Origin of the sequence: Streptomyces sp. CBMA29 (genome assembly GCF_014596445.1) — a bacterium.
Taxonomy (GTDB): Bacteria; Actinomycetota; Actinomycetes; order Streptomycetales; family Streptomycetaceae; genus Actinacidiphila.
In genome coordinates this window covers 1-17013 of sequence record NZ_MECL01000220.1, presented here as the reverse complement: position 1 = coordinate 17013, position 17013 = coordinate 1, and the positions used below count along the sequence as shown (strand labels likewise).

At 73.1% G+C, this 17013-nt stretch carries 11 protein-coding genes and 1 CRISPR repeat array (1 of these 12 only partly in view); of the genes, 2 read left to right on the top strand and 9 right to left on the bottom strand.

Translation table 11 applies throughout. The features are described 5' to 3' along the window. Window positions 1-28: direct repeats of the CRISPR family, unit length 29 nt; it reaches 490 nt to the left of the window's first position. A 189-nt stretch (window positions 29-217) separates the two neighbouring features. Further along, on the bottom strand, window positions 218-2887 hold the full coding sequence (locus tag BGM09_RS29405; RefSeq protein WP_188284753.1) for a lamin tail domain-containing protein: 2670 nt from the start codon (window positions 2885-2887) through the stop codon (window positions 218-220). A 377-nt stretch (window positions 2888-3264) separates the two neighbouring features. Between BGM09_RS29405 and BGM09_RS29400 the strand changes: the two genes are divergently transcribed. Beyond that, window positions 3265-4398 carry an N-acetylmuramoyl-L-alanine amidase gene (locus BGM09_RS29400; RefSeq protein ID WP_188284752.1) on the top strand — a complete coding sequence of 378 codons (1134 nt, stop codon included), beginning with the start codon at window positions 3265-3267 and terminating at the stop codon, window positions 4396-4398. 304 nt (window positions 4399-4702) lie between these two features. On the opposite strand, the gene BGM09_RS29395 is transcribed toward BGM09_RS29400, so the two are convergent. Beyond that, the gene (locus BGM09_RS29395) at window positions 4703-5443 is read right to left on the bottom strand and encodes a hypothetical protein (protein WP_188284751.1); all 741 of its coding nucleotides are present in this window, start codon (window positions 5441-5443) and stop codon (window positions 4703-4705) included. Window positions 5444-5794: 351 nt separating this feature from the next. On the opposite strand from BGM09_RS29395, the gene BGM09_RS29390 reads away from it, so the two are divergent. Further along, on the top strand, window positions 5795-9286 hold the full coding sequence (locus tag BGM09_RS29390; RefSeq protein WP_188284750.1) for a phosphodiester glycosidase family protein: 3492 nt from the start codon (window positions 5795-5797) through the stop codon (window positions 9284-9286). Between the two features lie 52 nt (window positions 9287-9338). Here BGM09_RS29390 and BGM09_RS29385 read toward each other — a convergent pair whose 3' ends face one another. The 7 genes from BGM09_RS29385 to BGM09_RS29355 all read right to left on the bottom strand — a co-directional run. After that, entirely contained in the window at window positions 9339-9656 is a 318-nt protein-coding gene (locus BGM09_RS29385; protein WP_411158379.1) for an SCO0607 family lipoprotein, read from the bottom strand. 207 nt (window positions 9657-9863) lie between these two features. After that, the gene (locus BGM09_RS29380; RefSeq protein WP_188284749.1) at window positions 9864-10490 is read right to left on the bottom strand and encodes an RraA family protein; all 627 of its coding nucleotides are present in this window, start codon (window positions 10488-10490) and stop codon (window positions 9864-9866) included. A 159-nt stretch (window positions 10491-10649) separates the two neighbouring features. Beyond that, on the bottom strand, window positions 10650-11363 hold the full coding sequence (locus BGM09_RS29375) for a peptidoglycan recognition family protein (RefSeq protein ID WP_223187773.1): 714 nt from the start codon (window positions 11361-11363) through the stop codon (window positions 10650-10652). Window positions 11364-11631: 268 nt separating this feature from the next. Continuing rightward, window positions 11632-12414: a hypothetical protein gene (locus BGM09_RS29370; protein WP_188284748.1), complete on the bottom strand. Its 783-nt coding sequence runs from the start codon at window positions 12412-12414 to the stop codon at window positions 11632-11634. A gap of 34 nt (window positions 12415-12448) precedes the next feature. Then, window positions 12449-14332: a serine/threonine-protein kinase gene (locus tag BGM09_RS29365; protein WP_188284747.1), complete on the bottom strand. Its 1884-nt coding sequence runs from the start codon at window positions 14330-14332 to the stop codon at window positions 12449-12451. Between the two features lie 84 nt (window positions 14333-14416). Further along, window positions 14417-15229, bottom strand: coding sequence for a response regulator transcription factor (locus tag BGM09_RS29360; RefSeq protein WP_188284746.1), 813 nt, complete (start codon window positions 15227-15229; stop codon window positions 14417-14419). 172 nt (window positions 15230-15401) lie between these two features. After that, window positions 15402-17013 (bottom strand): FtsX-like permease family protein (locus tag BGM09_RS29355; protein WP_188284745.1); only part of this gene is annotated, 1612 nt, incomplete at its 5' end.

The following is a 17013-nucleotide window of genomic DNA, read 5'->3' as shown; positions in this document are numbered from 1 at the left end:
GGGTCATCCCCGCGTGCGCGGGGTGCAGACTAGTTGACCTGCGGGGATGCCGGCCGGAGGGCCGCGATTTTAGGAGTTGTCGAGGATCGGGCCAATGGGGCGAAAGCGCCAAGGCATCGTGGCGGGTCGCATACAGAGTAAGGGTGGGCGGGACGACACACTCCGTTGTCCCGTCCACCCTTTACCTCGTCGCGTGCCGCGACGCGACGCGAGGCGGTCAGCCGGAGAAGGTTTCGCAACGGGCGCCGACGTTGGTGTTGTTGCCGGGGCCCGGGTGGGCGGTGTCGAGGCCGGGGCCGCAGTCGATCGAGTCGTTGCCGCTCGCCGAGCGGACGGTGTCGGGGCCGTCGCCGGCGCTCACGACGTTGTTGCCAGCGCCCGCGTCGATGGTGTCGGCGCCTCCACCAGTCGTGATGCGGTCGTTGCCGCTGCCCGTGAGGACCACATTCGCACCGTCGCCCGCGTTCACCACGTTGTTGCCGCCGCCGGCGTCAATGCGGTCGTCGCCGCCACCCGTCGTGATCTGGTCGTTGCCGCTGCCCGCGAGGACGACATTGGCACCGCCGCCCGCGGAGACGACGTTGTTGCCGCCGCCCGCGTCGATGTAGGAAGGGCCGTTGCCCGTCAGGGAGATGCGGTCGTTGCCGGTGCCGGTGACGACGCAGTCGCTTCCGCCGCCGCCGTCGACGGTGTCGTTGCCGCCGCGGCCGAGGATGAGGTCGTTGGCGGGGGTGCCGGTGAGGCGGTCGTTGCCGGGGGTGCCGACGATGACGTTGTCGATGTCGATGCCGGTGCAGGGGCCGAAGGTGACGGACCCGGTGTGGCGGACACCCGAAAGGCCCGAGGGGGTCTCGGTGTAGGTGAGGGAGGCGCCGCGGGCGACGGTCACCGCGACCGGGGCCGTGAGGACGGCGGGCTCGCCGTCGACCGTACGCACGGTGGTCGTGCGGCCGGAGCCGGTGATCTCGTAGGAGCCGCGCCCGAGGGAGAGCGTGACGGCGCTGCCGGTCAACTGAACCTGGGCGGGGGAGGATCCGGGGCCGACGTACACCAGCACGCCCGCGGGGTCGCGGGCGTCGGAGACCAGGACCGTACGGCCGCCGCGTACGACGACACGGCCCGAGGTGGTGCCGCCGGCGGCCACGTCGGAGAACGCGTCCGGCAGGTAAGTTCCGCTGCCCGCAGGGCAGTTGATTGTCCCGGCCCGCAGCGCGTGCCCGTCGTCGTCGCTGTCGTCGGACCAGAAGACCGGCTTGCGGCCGGACACGCACTCCGACTGCGGGGCGAAGACGAAGCCCTCGTTGTTGAGGTTGGGCATCGAGGCGGGGCGCTCGTAGAGGTCGGTGGCGGCGAAGTCACCGTCGGCGCCCACGGCGAACGTCGCCGTACGCCCGTTGCAGGTGTCGTCGCACACGACCCACAGCCGGTCGGCCCCGGCGTCGAACTGGAGCTCCATGACGCTCGGGAAGCCGCTGGCGAAGGCGGCGACGCGGGTGAAGCCGCTGCCGGACTGGTCGAGGGCGTACGCGTAGACGCTGCCGTTGCCTTCGAGGCCGACGAAGAAGAGGCCGTCGCCGTGGCCGGGGTAGACGGCCGGGGAGTACGCGGCGCCCGTGTGCTGGTCGCGGAAGCCGTGTGAGGTCAGGTAGCTGTCGGGGACCCAAGTGATGCCCTCAAGACCGCTGTTGGCGCCGACCGGCGGCAGGTCCGAGGTCAGATTCCACTCGCGGGTGGCATTCAGGCTCGTGCCCGACGACGGACCCGGCGGGTCGAAGCGCAGCACCTCGGGGCGGCTCACGCCGCTGTGGGAGTTGTCGCGCTCGGTCGAGACGAAGACGCCGCCCGAAGGTCCCGCGCCCGTCAGGGCGACCCCCTCGGCGTCGGGGTCACCGGTCCCGTCCGGGTAGTGCAACGCCTTGCCCGCGCTCCACCCGTCGGCGGTGTCGGGCGCCCACTTGGCGCCGTCCCACTCCAGCCGGTACAGCGTGGAGGGGCCGTTCTTGACCGCCCACAGCACACCGGGAGTCGGCCCGCCGGAACCCTCGTACGCCAGGCCGCTCAGATTCGTACCGAAGACGTTCGCGCCGTCGACCGTGGTCACCGAGGAGCCGCCCGGCCACGGGGAGGCCGCGACCTGACCGGCGCAGGCGTTGGCCGCGCCCTTCGTGGAGGCGGCCGTCGTCTCGAAGTCGCCGGTGCCGTCGGGGCAACGCCCGTACGTGGTCGCCGCGTGGGCGGTCCAGGAGTACGCGTCGACGAGCGTCGTGCCGTCCGGCAGGAAGAGGCGGGCGGAGTCGGCGCTGCCGAGACCGAAGGCCGACTCGACGTCGAGGGCGAGGAAACCGCCGGGCGCGACCGACGTACCGGCGGGGACCGTGAAGACGTGGGAGTCGTCGTTGTCCTTGACGAGCCAGCCCGATATGTCCACGGACGCGGGACTTGTGTTGGTCAACTCGACCCAGTCGCCGGGCGTTCCGCCATTGGACTCGACCTCATTGATCTTCACGGCCGACGAGGGCGCTCCGCAGTCGTTCGCGGCGCCCTTGGTGGAGGCGGTCGTGGTGACGAAACCGCCGGTGCCGTCGGGGCAACGGCCGTACGTGGTCGCCGCGTGGGCGGTCCAGGAGTACGCGTCCACCAAGGTCACACCGTCGGGCAGGAAAAGCCGCGCGGAATCCGCGCTTCCCAGCCCGAAGACGGGGTCGACGTCGAGCGCGAGAAAACCGCCGGGCGCGAGCGACGTACCGGCCGCAATCGTGAACACATGGGAGTCGTCATTGTCCTTGACGAGCCAACCCGACACATCAACAGCAATCGCACCCGAATTGACCAACTCGACCCAGTCGCCAGGCGTTCCGCCATTGGACTCGACCTCATTGATTTTCACGGTGGAAGGCGGGACTTCGGCAGCGGAGGAAGCAGCCGAGGAAGCCGCCGAGGAAGCCGCCGAGGCGGCGGGTGAGGCCGCGACGAAGAAGGGAATCGCGGTCAGGAACGCGACGACCAGAGTGATTGACGCACGCCATCTCTTATGCAAGGTTTGCAAGGCTGGTGTCCCTCTTCTGTCGAAGCGGCAGGAAAACGAGCAGGGGTCCTGCGAAGCTTCCGGCAGCCCGGCGAATGGCGGGCAAACTGCGGGCGAACAGCGCGCGCGTCTTCGCTCATCACGATCTTGAAACAATTCTGGTCAGACATCAGAAGGCTCAATAGTCTCCGTGTGCACGGCAGTTAACAGTGACTGCCACGTTCCTCGGGGAGCATGCATTGGCCATACACGAGCACGAGGTCGACCGTCGCACGTTGTTCAGAGTCGGCCTGGGCGGAGCGGTCGCCGCCGTCGTCGGTACCGAACTGGCCTTGCCCGGGGCGGCCGTTGCCGCGCCGTCGCCGCAATTCCCGTGGATCATCGACTGCGACACGTGGGGCGCCCGGCCGCCGTCCAGCCCGGTCCAGATCACGGGCAACACCACGAACAAGATCATCCTGCACCACATGGCGTTCCCCAACGTCACGGACTACTCGCGCGCCCACGCGGTCCAGCTCGCCAAGGACTGCCAGGACCTGCACATGGACACCAACGGCTGGGCCGACACCGGCCAGCACTTCACCGTCAGCCGCGGCGGCTACGTCATGGAGGGCAGGCACCGCAGCCTGGAGACGCTGGTCACCGGGGAGCACCAGGTCACCGCCGCGCACTGCCCCGGTGAGAACGGCAACGCGATCGGCATCGAGAACGAAGGCACGTACATCACGGAGACACCGCCGCGCGCGCTGCTCAACTCCCTGGTGGAGCTGTGCGTCGCGGTGTGCCGGCAGTTCGACCTGCACGCCTGGGACATCTTCGGACACTGGGACTTCCGGCTCGGCACCGAGTGTCCCGGCGCCGCCTTCTACGCGCAGTTCCCGACGATCCGCTCGCGCGTGCTCTCCGAGATGCGCACCCCGCGCAGGGACATCCCCGCGCGGCGGTGGCCGGACATCTGGCGGTTCGTGGACAGCCAGGTCGTCGGGGTCGCGCAGTACCTGCTCAACAACGCCGGGTACACCGCGCTCACGCCCGACGGCGTCTTCGGCACCGACATGAACGCCGTGGTCGCCGACTTCCAGACCACGCACGGCATTCCGGTCACGCCCGACGCCACCTTCGACACCGCCACCTGGGAGGCGCTGGCCCCCGTGCTGGACAAGCACGCCACCGGGCTGCCGGTGAGCGGCCTCCAGTCGATCCTGGCCCTCAAGGGCTTCGCCGGTGTCACGGTCAACGGCGCCTTCGACCACGCCACCCAGAAGGCCGTCCAGGACCTCCAGCGGCTGCACGGCCTGCACCCCAACGGCAAGGTCGACCTGAGTACGTGGTGTGCTGCGGTCGGCGGGTCCGTCCGCGAGGCGTTCTGCTAACCAGCCCCTTACGGGCGCGCTGCGCCCGAGCCCCGTAGGGACAGTTCGGTTGTCTCCGGACCACCGGCCGGTGGGGGCTGGCCGCGCAGTTCCTCGCGCCCCTGACGGGGCCCACCGTCTTTCGTCCGGGCCGTGGGCCGATCTTTTCAGGGGCGCGGGGAACTGCGCGGCCAGCCCGCGCGGTGGCGCGGGTGAAGAACCGGCCCCAGCGGGGCAGTCGCCGTGGGTTTTCGGGCCGCAGGCCCGGTGGGGGCTTGTCGCGCAGTTCCTCGCGCCCCTGACGGGGCCCGTCCTGGCCGGAGGCTTACGGCAGGCAGAGGATCAGGATGCACAGGCCCTGGTGGGCGGGCGGGGTCGTCGGGTCCGAGGTCGCGGGCGCGGTGGTGACAGGCGTGGTGGTGACGGGCGCGGTCGTGGCGGGAGGCGCCGTCGTCGCCGTGCCCGTCTTGGCGGCCTGCGTACCGGTCGAGGGGGCCGTCGAGGTGGACGGGGCGGGCCGGGCGGCCGGGGAAGTGACGGGCAGCGGGGCCGTACCGGCGCTGGTGGTGACCGGTTGGGTCGCCTCGGCCGCGGGGAGGGCCGGAGCGCCGGCGCGAGTGTGCCGCTGCGCGGCGGGCGCGGCGGCGTGCGGGACCGAAGCAGGGGCCGATGCGGGGGCAGCCGCAGGCGCGTTGCCGGTGCGCAGCGTCACCGGCGTCACGGTGTCGTACGACGAGGACGCCGTCGTGCCCCGGCCGGAGCCGTGGTTCTGCATGGACGCGACGGTCACGCCGCCGCCGAAGAGGGCCACCGCCGTGGCAACGCCCGCACGGCGCCGGTTCTTCTTCCACCGCTCCAACTGCCGCCGCCGGGCGGCGCGTCCGCCCTGCGAGCGGGGTGCGAGCGAGGAGGGCCCGAGGACGTCCTCCTCAGGGGCCGCCGCCGGGAGGACGGGGGGCGCCGGTATGTACGCGACGGGCTCGTCCGTCTCCGGGGCGTAGGCACCGCAACCCGGGCACACCAGCGCCCCGTTGACGGAGCGTCGGCATGTGTAGCAGTAATCCATTCGTGGTCTTTCTCCGCTGGCTTCGCGGCCGAGGGTGGGCCGCAGGGATGTCCACGTCCCCCGCGAAGGGGCAGCCGACCGAAACTAACAGCCGTAACAGGAGAGGTTGCAAGCGACCTGTGTGTTTTTTGAAAAGCCGCACCGCCTCCTGGGCGGCAATATCCCGACGTGCCCGCCAAATGCGGACGTACCCCACCCGCGTCACCCCCGCGAAGTGCCGCCCGCGACGCCATCCACGGCACCGCCCGCGACGCCGTCCGGGCGCAATGCGCCCGCGCACGGGCAACCCGATGTCCTTACCTACGTTTTCGTTCATCTCATCGACGGCGAAAACCAATAGCGTGATGCGTCATGGAGAATCAGCAAACCAGCAGTGCCTCGGGGATAACGCGGCGCGGCCTCATCGTCGGCGCCGTCGCCGCCGGGCTCACCGCGACCGCCGGAACCGCGAGCGCGCAAACGAGCCGACAGGGCACATCGGGACAGGCCGGGAGCACACCGGCGTTCACTCCGCCGGAATCGGCGAAATACCCCGGTTACGCCGAATACAAGCCGCCGAATTACCAGTTGGCCGTTCCGGGGGAATCCCTCGTGGCGGGCCGCGCGGACTACCCGGTCGCGCCCGGTATCGTCCTCACCTCCTTCGACACATTCGGCCGCACCGGCTGGACGCGGGTCCATGTGCTCAACGCCGATCTCGGCAACGCGTCGGTCGGCGTGGACCTCGTCGCGGACAAGGTGAGCGACCCGCGTCCGCTCGCCGGGGCCGCGAACGCGCAGCACGCCGTGGCCGCCGTCAACGGCGACTATTTCGACATCACCGAGACCTTCGCGGCCGAGGGCCCGGAGATCCAGGACGGCACACTCCGCAAAGGCACGAACAAGACGGCGACCGTCGCGGCGATCGGCGCCGACCGGGTGGCCCGGCTGGCCGATCTGGTGCTCACCGGTACGGTCACGGTCGCCGGGACACGACGGCCGCTCACCGCCCTCAACTCGCCCTCGGTGCCCGCCGACGGCGTCGCCGCGTACACCCCACGGTGGGGCGCCGGGCGCCGCACGCTGATCCAGGACGCGGGCCCGTACACCGAACTCGTCGTCGCGGGCGGGAAGATCACCGCCGTCAACGCCCAACTCACCGACACCGCGGTGCCGGACGGCGGCCTCGTCGTGCTCGGCCGGGGCGCGGCGGCGGCCCAACTGGCCACCGCCGCGCCCGGTGACGCCGTCACCGTCGATTTCGCGCCGCAGACGGACGCGCCCGTCGCGCTGCGTACCGCGCTCGGCAGCGGCGAGGTGCTGGTACGCGGCGGCACGGCGGTCGACTTCCCGCCGAGCACCGGCAACGACGCGGCCAAGCCGCGCACCGCCATCGCATGGCTGGACGGCGGGCACCGCCTGCTGCTCGTCGCGATCGACGGCTCGGCCAACTTCTCCGCCGGGCTGAGCTTCGACGACACCGCGAAGCTGCTGGTGCGGCTCGGCGCCACCGAGGCGTTCATGCTCGACGGCGGCGGCTCCACCGAGATCGTCGCCCGCAGGCCGGGCGACACCGAGGCCGGGGTCGTCAACACCCCCTCGGACGGCGGCGAGCGGCCCGTGCCCAACGGCGTCGGCCTCTTCGCCGCCCGCAAGGGCTCGGGGCGGCTGCGCGGCCTCGACGTACGCCCACGCGCCGACCGCGTCGTGCCGGGGCTGACCGTGGACGTCGCGGCGGCGGGTTACGACGAGACGTGGGCGCCGGTGCCGATCGACGAACACCGCGACCCCGTACGGTGGTCGGCCTCCCCCGACTCACTCGGCACCGCGCGTGACGGCGTCTTCCGCGCCAGGAGGCCCGGCGCCGGGACGCTGCGGGCCCGTACCGGCGGCGCGGACGGCGAGCACGAGTTGCGGGTCCTCGGCGACCTGCACCGGCTGGCGTTCACCGAGCGGACCGTCACCATCGACCCCGGCGCGACCGCGTCGGTCAGCCTGACCGGATACGACGCGGACGGCTTCGACGCGCCCGTCGCGCCGCGTGACGTCCAACTCGCCTACGACAAGGGCCTGATCACGGTGGCCGCGCAGGCCGACGGCAGCCTCCGGATCACCGGTGACGCGGGCGCGGTGGGCAAGGCCACCGTCCTCACCGCGACGGTGGGGGGTGTGACGGCGCGGCTGCCGGTGACGGTCGGCCTGGTCGACGTGTCGCTGGCCGAGTTCGAGCCGGCCGAGAACTGGACGGCGCTCGCCGCGCGCGGCACGGCGTCGGTCGCCTTCGTCGCCGCCCCCGACCGGCCGGGCGCGGCGGCCGACAACCACGCGCTGCGGCTCACGTACGACTTCACCGGGCAGACCAGTACGTCGGCGGCGTACGCGGTGGCCGGGGGCGGTCCGATCACGCTGCCCACGGGCACGAAGCGGCTCGCGCTGTGGGTCAACGGGGACGGCAACAACCACTGGCTGCGCTGCATGATGTACTCGCAGGGCACCACCAATGTGCCGTTCACGCTCGCGCTGACCGTGGACTGGACGGGGTGGCGGCGGGTCGTGGGGGACCTCCCGGCCGGGTACTCGGAGCCGGTCACGCTGCTGCGGATCTACATCGCGGAGACCTCGCAGACCAACAAGAACGCGGGACAACTCGACTTCGACGGGCTCGCCGCGCAGGTCGGGCAGCGGCCGGACACCTCGCAGGCCCCGCAGCCCGATCCGTACGTGGTCGAGCAGGGCGGGCTGCCGGACCGGCGGTGGACCTTCGCGGTCCTGTCCGACCTGCACGTCAGCGCGGCGGCCGGGCTCGACTCCTTCTCCGGGCGCCAGGCGGTCATCGCGCTCGGCCAGGCCGTCGCGAGCAAGCCCGACTTCCTGCTGGTCAACGGCGACTTCGTGGACAACAACAACCCCGAGGACTTCGAACTCGCCAACGGGCTGCTGCGCGACCACGTACCGGCCGGGCTGCCCGTCTACTGGACGCCCGGCAACCACGAGGCGGGGCTGTCCGCGACCGGCGGGCTCGACGCGTTCCTCGCCGTGACCGGCCGCCCCAACCGGCAGGTCTTCGACCACAAGGGGACCCGTTTCATCCTGCTGGACTCGCACACCGGCGACATGCGGACCTCGGACTGGGACCAAGTGCCGCTGCTCCAGGCCGAGTTGGCGAAGGCGGCCAGGGACAGGTCGGTGACCGGTGTCGTGCTGTCCTTCCACCACCCGCTGGTCGACCCCTCGGGCGCGGGCGCCTCACAGCTCGCCGACCAGCTTGAGGCCGGGCTCCTCCAGCGGTGGCTGGCCGACTTCCGGGAGACCTCCGGCAAACCGGTCGCGCTCTTCACCGGCCACGCGCACACCGCGTCGGTCACGCGGACCGACGGCGTCCTGGAGGTCACCACCCCGGCCGTGGGCAAGACGCCGTACAGCTCGCCCGACCAGGGCGGCTTCTTCGGCTGGATGCATGTCGGCGTCGATCCCAGGCCCGCGCGCGTCCGGGCCGGGCAGCCGAGCCCGCAGACCCGTGAGTGGCTTCGGGCCGAGAGCCGCCCCGTCATCGACGGGATCGAGCTGGCGGTGGACGGTCCCGTGCCGGTCGGCACGTCGGCCGCGCTGGCGGCCACCGGCATCACCAGCGAGTTCGGACTGCGCTTTCCGCTGCGCTTCCCCGCCACGGTGGTCTGGTCGGGGGACGCGGGCGTCCTGGTCACCGACTCGCCCGCCGAGGCCAAGGCCGCCAGGCGCCGTCCCAGGACCCTCGCGGTCCTGGACCCGACGACCGCCACGCTCACCGCGCTGCGGCGCGGGACGGTCACGGTGACGGTCGCCTCGGGCGGGCTGACGGCGTCGGTGACGGTGACGCTGAAGTAGCCGGTACGGCTCCGGTGAGGTCCCGGTGAGGTCCCGCCCCTGCGGCGGGGCCTCACTTCACCTCGTTGCCGTCGGCGTCCAGGGAGTGCTCCTGCCAGTACTTGTCCCACGTGTCGTCCACGTGCCGGGGGACCTTGCCCTTCGGGTAGCGCACGAAGCCCTTCGGGGGCTCCTCCTTGTCCGACACGCAAGCCCCGCCCGCCGGGGACCCGACCGACGCCACCGGGTACTCCCCGCCCGAGCACATCGCGTCCTGCATGCTGCACGCCGAGCAGAGCCCCATGAAGGCGACGCCCGCCAGCGACAGGCCGATCAGGGTGAGCCGGGGGCCGGCGGGAATCCGGGGCCGACGGGGATGGTTGCTCTGCACGGCGCTGCCGCCTCTCGCGTAGGTGATCTTCGCTCCGGGATCAGTGTCGCCGGACGGATGTGTCCGAATCATCCGTGCTCGTACTCAGGTCGCGGTGGGTACGGCGTGTGGGTACGGAGCGTGCGTACGGAGTGCGGGGGCGGCGGGCGGGGGCGGCGGGCGGGGGTGAGTACGGACGGAAACGTGGGAGGCGTGCCGTAGCCGGGCTCAGTCCTCGTAGCCGTGCTTCGTCAGCAGGGCCGCGATGCGGGACTCGTGGGCGGACTGCCAGGTGTCGAGGGACTCGGCCGCCTCCTTGGCCAGGACCGCCCTCGCGGAGCCGAGGATCTCGGGGGCGCGCGCGGCGGGGGTGACGACGACGCCCTCTTCGTCGGCCACGACGATGTCGCCGGGGTGGACGAGGACTCCGCCGCAGGTGACGGGGGTGTTGAGGGGGTGGACGGCGGCCTTGGCGCCGGGGACGGGGATGACACCGCGCGCGAAGACGGGGAAGCCCAGCGCGCGGACCTCGGCGAGATCGCGGATGACGCCGTCGACGACGAAGGCGGCGATGCCCCGACGTCTGGCGACTGCGCAGACGTTGCCGCCCGCGACGGCGTGGCCGAGGTCGCCGGACTGGACGACGACGACCGAGCCGGGCTCGGCCCGGTGGATGGCGGCGTGCAGCATCAGGTTGTCGCCGGGGGCGCAGCGGACGGTGTACGCGGGGCCCGCGACGCGCGGGACCGGGGTCCACAGGGGGCGGACGCCGATGTCCATGACCTGCTCGCGGCCGAGCAGGTCGGCGAGCGTGGTCGGCGGGATCTCGGCGAATCCGGCGGCGGCGTCGGGCATGGTGCTCCTCCGTACGGACGTCCCCCGCGCAGGGGTCGCGGCGGCGGTCAGGGCAGGGCCTGTCCGGCCGACAGTACGCGGGGGCCCGCGGGGGCCCGCGCGGGCCCGGCGCCGCACCGGGTCCGCGCGGGACCGGCACCGCACCGGGCGGAGCCGCCGCTACATCCGGGACGCCACGTCCGTACGGAGCTGCGGCAGCATCGCGTAGAGCTTGTCGCCTGGGCACTCGGTGACGTTGAAGTCCCGGTGTCCGAAGATCTGCGTCGGCGCGAGGCCGTACTTGTAGCAGATGTACGAGCAGAGGCTGACGAGGCTGGCGTAGAGGATCGACGGCGGCGCGACGGAGGTGTACGTGCCGTTGTTCTCGATGCCGATGCCCTGCGTGTTCTGGCCGACGGTATGGGCGCCGACGACCATGTTGCTGCCCGCGAGCAGCCGTTCCAGGCTGCGGTGGCGGCCCTCCATGATGATGCCGGTCCGGCTGATGGTGAAGTGGTTGCCGGTGTCGATCCAGCCGTTGGTGTCCATGTGCAGGTCCTGGATCTCGTGCGCGATGGCGAACGAGCCGGACGTGCCGGAGTCGGCGGTGTTCGCGAACGCGGTGTGGTGCACGACGATCTTGTTGGGGTTGTTCCCGGCCAGGCTGACCGGGGAGGACGGCGGGCGGGCGCTCCACGCCGTGGTGTCGAACATGTTCGGCTCGGGCACGATCCGCGCGGCGGAGGCGGGCGCGGCGCCGACGATCACGGCTCCCGCGCTCGCGCCGAGCACGGCGGCCGAGGCGAGGAAGCGGCGGCGGGACAGGGCGGTGCGGGACTCGGCGGTACGGGACTGGGCGGTGCGGGGCATGGCGAAGTGCTCAGGGACCGACATGTGTGCTCCCGTGGTGGGGGTGAGGGAGAGCGTCAAATTCCGTGCGGGCGACTGCCGTTGGAACTTAATGCCAAGTGACCACCGCAGAACAGAGTGCGGATGAAACTTTCCTCCATACGGCGGAGCGTGACGCGGAGTCCGGCGCGGGGCCAGCGCGGGGCGGACGCGGGGCCAGCCGGCGCCCGACACGTCCCGTACCTGCTGGACCTGTGGACCGGACGCGTGCGGCGGATCGGCGCGGATCGGCCGACCGCGCGCGTCGACGGCGTCAGGAGCAGCGGTAGGTGAAGGTGTACGACCCCGACTGCCGCTGCGGGGAGAGCACTTCGAGGGTCGCGGTCGCCTGGAGCGTGCCGCGGCCGTCGAAGGACCACAGCAGCACGACGTCCGTACTGCGCCGCCCCTTCGCCACCCGCTGCCGCAGCTCGTCGGAGAGCGTGCCGTCGCTGCGCCGCCACCGGTAGCGGACCGTCCCCGCGTCCCCGCTGGTCCGCAGCGTGCCCACCACCTTCGCCGTACTGTGGCAGCCCTGGACGGCGGTGTCGTTGCGGACGCTGACCCCTTCGACCTTCACCGAGCCCGGCCAGTGCTGCCACAGCAGATACGCCACCACCCCGAGCAGCACCAGCAGCGCGAGCAGCCACCCGCCCAACGCCCCTTTTCTACGCGGCTGTTCGGGCGGCAGCACCGGCTCCTCCCCCGGCCGCACGGTGCCGTGCCACACGGCGGCGGTCCGCTCCGTGCCGACGGAAGGCTCGGGCCCTTCCGGCACCCCGGGCCCGAAGCGGCGCAGCCCGGGTGCGAAGGGCTCCGTCCCCGGGACCTCGCTGGACCAGGAGCCGGGGTCGAGCACGGTCGCCCCGTCCGGCTCCCCGGTGCCGTCCGTAGCGCCGAAGCCGCCCCCGGCGCTCGCGCCGCCGAAGCCGAGGTCGCTCAGCCGGAAGGTGCCGTCGTCCGGCGCGGCGGGGGCGGGGGCGGGGGCGGCCTGCGGCCGGGTGCTGAAGTGCAGGCGCGGGTCACGGCTCTGGTCGCGGTCACGGTCGTGCGGCATGGGCGGGTTCCTTGGCGGAGGGCCGAAGTGCGGGTCAGCAGGCGTCGATCGTCTGTGAGGAGCCGTTCCCCTTGCCCGCGGCGGGCGTCGAGGAGACGGTGAGCGTCCAGCCGGGGAGGCGGCTGACGCCGAACGCGTGCGTGGAGGACTGGGTGGAGGACGTCTGCCCCTTGGGGATCGGGTACGACTCGGTGACCGCTCCCGACACGAGTCCCGACGCCGTGGTGTGCGCCCAGGTGAGGACCAAGGTGCCGTCGTCGGCTCCGTTGCCCCGCACGGTGACCGCCGCGACCGCCGTGTGCGCGGCGCCCGCGCCGCATATGAACCGCACGATGGCGACCGAGTCCACGACCAGCGCTGGTGGCGCCGTCGTCGTCGGCGGTGTCGTCGGCGGCGTCGTGGGCGCCGTCGTGGAGGGTGTCGCCGTCGGCGCCGACGCCGTCGGGGGAGCGACCGGCGCCGTCGTCGTCGTACCGCTCGGTGAGGCGCTGGCGCTGTCCGAGGCGGACGGGGACGGGGACGCGGACGCCGGCGTCGAAGGGGATGCGGACGGGGAGCCGGACGTCGGGGAGCCGGTCGCGGGGGCGACGGGGTGGCCGGAGGTCAGGGAGGTCAGGGCCGAGGGGGTCGAGGCGGTGGTGACCTCGTCGGAGGGGCCGCCGCCGCCTGTGGCCACCGCGGTCACGACGAGCCCGGTGGATATCAGGACGGCCGCGACCGCGCCCGCGACCAGTTTGGCGCGCCGCCCGAAGCGGGCCGGGCGCACCGCGCGGTGCCGCTCCAGCGCGACCAGGGCCTCACCCGGGGCCGCCGCGCCCGGAGCCGGCGCGGGGGCCGCGCCGGAGGTGACGCCCGGCCCCTGCCCGAGCCGCGTGTGCGCGAAGGCCGTCGTACCCGAGGCGCCGCTGCCGCCGCCGAACGGCAGCAGCAGCGGCAGCAGGGCCACGAGGGCGGCGAGTTTGCGCTGCCCGCGCTCCTCCCAGTCCTCGCCGTACGCGGCGCCCGCCACCGCCTGGAGTTCCTCGACGAATTCGGCCGCGCTCTGCGGGCGTTCCTGCGGTGTCTTGCCCAGGCCGCGGGTGACCAGACCGCGCACCGGCTCCGGCACCCGCTCGTCGGGGATGGGCGCTTCGGCGTGCTGCACGGCCAGTTCGAACATCGTCGAGCCGGAGTACGGCTTGCTGCCGGTCAGGCACTCGTAGAAGGTCGCGGTGGCCGCGTACACGTCGGTCGCCGGGGTCGCGGGGCCGCCCGCCCACTGCTCGGGCGCCATGTACGACGGCGTGCCCGCGACCGCGCCCGTCTCGCCGCTGCGCACCGCGACGCCGAAGTCCACCAGCTTGGAGACGCCGTCCGTGGTGACCAGCACGTTCGCGGGTTTGTAGTCGCGGTGCACCACCCCCGCCGCGTGCGCGGCGGCCAGGCCGAGCAGCGAGCCCTTCAGCACCGCGAGCGCCGGTTCAGGACCGGTCGCGCCCTCCTGCCGCAGCAGCGCGTGCAGCGCGATGCCGTCGACCAGCTCCATCACGATCGCGGCGTTCCCGCCGTCCTCCACGTACTCGTAGAAGCGCGCGATGTACGGCGAGTGCAGGCCGCCGAGGAGTTCCGCCTCGGCGCGGAAGGCGGTTCTGAAGCGCGGGTCGCCGCCGAGCGGTCCCGCGAGGTATTTGACGGCGACCGCCGTTCCCGTGGCGAGGTGCGTGGCCAGCACGACCCGGCCGGACGCGCCCGCGCCGAGGTCGCGTTCGTGGGTGTAGCCGGGCACGGTCCACTGCCCGGTGCCGCCGGTGCCGCCCGTACCGCCCGTACCGCTGTGGCCCGTAGCGCCCTGACCCGTGCCGCCGCCGCTCGCGGGCGTGCCGCCGTACCCCTTGGCCGGGTCGTACGCCGGTCTGCCGGAGCCGTCGTTTCCGTCCATCGCGTGCCGTCCCCCTCATCCGCCCCTGCCCGCCCCCCGGCGGCTGTCGCCGCGCTCACGCGCGCTCGTAGGCGTCGACGCAGATTACTGCGGCCGGGGTTCCCCGGCACCCCCTGGCGGACGGCGCGAGGGCGGCGGCGGGTCGAGGCGGTAGCCGTGGCCGCGCAGGGTGGTGACGGTGGGCATGCGGGGGACGGTGGGGGCGGTCGCGGCGGCCTGCTGGAGACGCTGGCGGAGGGAGGCGAGGGTGACGTCCAGGGTCTTGGTCGGGCCGAACCAGTTCTCGTCCCACACCCGTGCCATCAGCGTCTCGCGCGACAGCGCGGCGCCCGCGTGCCGGGCCAGGACCGCCAGCAGCTCGAACTCCTTTGGCCGCAGCGGGATTTCGGCCTCCCCGAGCAGGCAGCGGCGCGCCGAGAGGTCCACGGTCAGGTCGCCGAGGCGGACCGGCTCCCGCCGCCGGTCCCGGTCCGGCGGGCGGCGGCGGAGGTGGGCCCTGAGCCGGGCCAGCAGCACCGTCAGCGTGAACGGTTTCGTCAGATAGTCGTCCGCTCCCGCGTCCAGCCCCGCCACCACGTCGATGTCGTCGCCGCGCGCGGTCAGCACGACGACGAGCAGGCCCGGGAACTCCGCGCGCAGCGCCCGCGCCACGTCGATGCCGTCCATGTCCGGCAGCCCGAGGTCGAGCAGCACCGCGTCCGGCCGCACCGCCCGCGCCTGCGCGATGCCGCTGGTCCCGGTCCTGCACCACGTGCTGCGGTAGCCGTGCCCGCGCAGACCCGCGTCCAGGTGGCGCCCGATGGTCGCGTCGTCCTCGATGACCAGGACGGTCGTGCCGTCCGGCGGGCCGGGCGCGGGTCCCGGACCCTGGCCCGGTGCGGGTGCCGGTGTGCTCATGCCGTGCAGCGTAGGCCGTCGCCCGCCACGACGCGGCGCGCCACGACACCGCCCGCCACCACGCCGCCCAGCACTACGCCGCCCGGCACGCCACCGCCCGCCACCACGCGGCGCGCCACCCGCCGGGGGGCCGGGGACGTACCGCGTGGGGCGGTCCGCGGCCCCCAGCGCCTCACAGCTCCCGCAGCTCCTCCACCGCGGGGCGGGACGAGCGGCGGGCGGCGTTCAGGGCCGCGGCGGTGATGGCCGTGACGGCGGCCACGGCGGTGAGGGCGAGGTACGGCCACGGTACGGAGATGACGGACGGCGGCGGGTCGAAGACGCCGGTGAGGACCTTGACCAGCATCTCGGAGAGGGCCCAGCCGATGAGAGCGCCGCCGCCGAGGCCGCCGAGGGTGACGGCGGCGGCCTCGCTGAGGACGAGGCCGCGCAACTGGCGGCGCCCGGCGCCCAGGACGGTCGCGATGGCGAAGGTGCGGCGGCGCTCGGCCAGGCCCAGTGCGAGGACGATGCCGCCGGCCGCCGCGGCGAGCACGACGGCGAACGCCAGCTCGATACGGGTGAGTCCGGCCAGGTCGACCGAGGTGAGGCTGGAACCGACCGACGAGCGCGCGCCGTTGATGTCAGTGACGGTCGCCGATGTGCCCAACTGCCCGCGCAGCCGCGCCGCGACGCCCGCCTGCCCCGTACCGCCGGTGTCGACGAGGAAGGCGCCGACCGCGTTGCTGCCGGTCGCCTCCGCCACGTAGTCGGCGTTGGCGACGAAGAAGCTGTCCTTCGGCGCGGTCGGGAACTCCTTGACGATGCCCGCGTAGTGGAAGCGCACGGTCTTCAGGGCCTTGGTACGGCTGTCCTGGAGCCGCAGGTTGAGGGTGTCGCCGGGCGAGAGCTGGAAGTCCTTGACCGTCTCGTCGCTGACGAGGACCGAGTCGGGGCGCGCCGCGAGCCCGGCCATCAGGCTCTTGGCGGTGCCGCCCGCGAAGTAGGCGTCCTGGAGGGAGGTCGCGGAGGTGATCGTGCCCGGCCGCACGCCGTAGAGATCCTGGAGATCGGCCCCAACGTAGGCGAAGCGGTGCTGTACGGGTTCGACGTGCCGTACGCCGTGGACGGACGACAGCGCGCGGGCCGCGCCGGGGCCGACGCTCGTGCCGGGCGACTGCGTGACGGTGACGTCGGCGCCGTTGGTGAGCCGCGCGTCGACCTCGGCCTGTTGCCTGTACGTGCTGTTGAAGGTCGCCGTCGAGATCGCGAAGGACACCGCGAGCGCCAGCAGGACGACGGACCTGGCGAGCGGACGGCGCCTGCGGGACATACCGGCGGCGGTGGTACGGGCCAGCGTCCCGGTCAGCGGCCGGACCAGCCGGGTCAACGGCCGTTGCCCGTACGCCATCACGAGCGTCGCGCACCGCCACAGCAGCAGTGCGGCGCCGAGCCACAGCAGAGCCGGGCCGAGGAACGCCCAGTACGACACGGAGATGCTCGCCACGCCCTCGGGCGCCAGCACCAGCGCGTACTGGTTGCCGCTGGACGCGCGGAACACCAGCAGCGACGCGGCGAGCAGCACCAGGTCCAGGCCGAAGCGCGTCCACCACGGGGAGCGGGCGCGGCCGACGACACGGCGGGCCTGGGCGACCGTGCCGCCGCGTACGTCACGCACGGCGGGTACGAGCACGGCCGCCGCCGCGACGAGCAGCCCCAGCAGCGGTGCGGCCACGAACCAGCCCGCCGCCGCGCCTGCCGTCGCCCCGAACGAGGCCGTGCCGAAGGCCCATTGGCCCACCGCC

Excerpts from the sequence above, each read along its gene's own strand:
- BGM09_RS29395 (WP_188284751.1), bottom strand. The coding sequence starts at position 5,443 with ATGGATTACTGCTACACATGCCGACGCTCCGTCAACGGGGCGCTGGTG.
- BGM09_RS29390 (WP_188284750.1), top strand. The coding sequence starts at position 5,795 with ATGGAGAATCAGCAAACCAGCAGTGCCTCGGGGATAACGCGGCGCGGC.
- BGM09_RS29380 (WP_188284749.1), bottom strand. The coding sequence starts at position 10,490 with ATGCCCGACGCCGCCGCCGGATTCGCCGAGATCCCGCCGACCACGCTC.
- BGM09_RS29375 (WP_223187773.1), bottom strand. The coding sequence starts at position 11,363 with ATGTCGGTCCCTGAGCACTTCGCCATGCCCCGCACCGCCCAGTCCCGT.
- BGM09_RS29370 (WP_188284748.1), bottom strand. The coding sequence starts at position 12,414 with ATGCCGCACGACCGTGACCGCGACCAGAGCCGTGACCCGCGCCTGCAC.
- BGM09_RS29365 (WP_188284747.1), bottom strand. The coding sequence starts at position 14,332 with ATGGACGGAAACGACGGCTCCGGCAGACCGGCGTACGACCCGGCCAAG.
- BGM09_RS29360 (WP_188284746.1), bottom strand. The coding sequence starts at position 15,229 with ATGAGCACACCGGCACCCGCACCGGGCCAGGGTCCGGGACCCGCGCCC.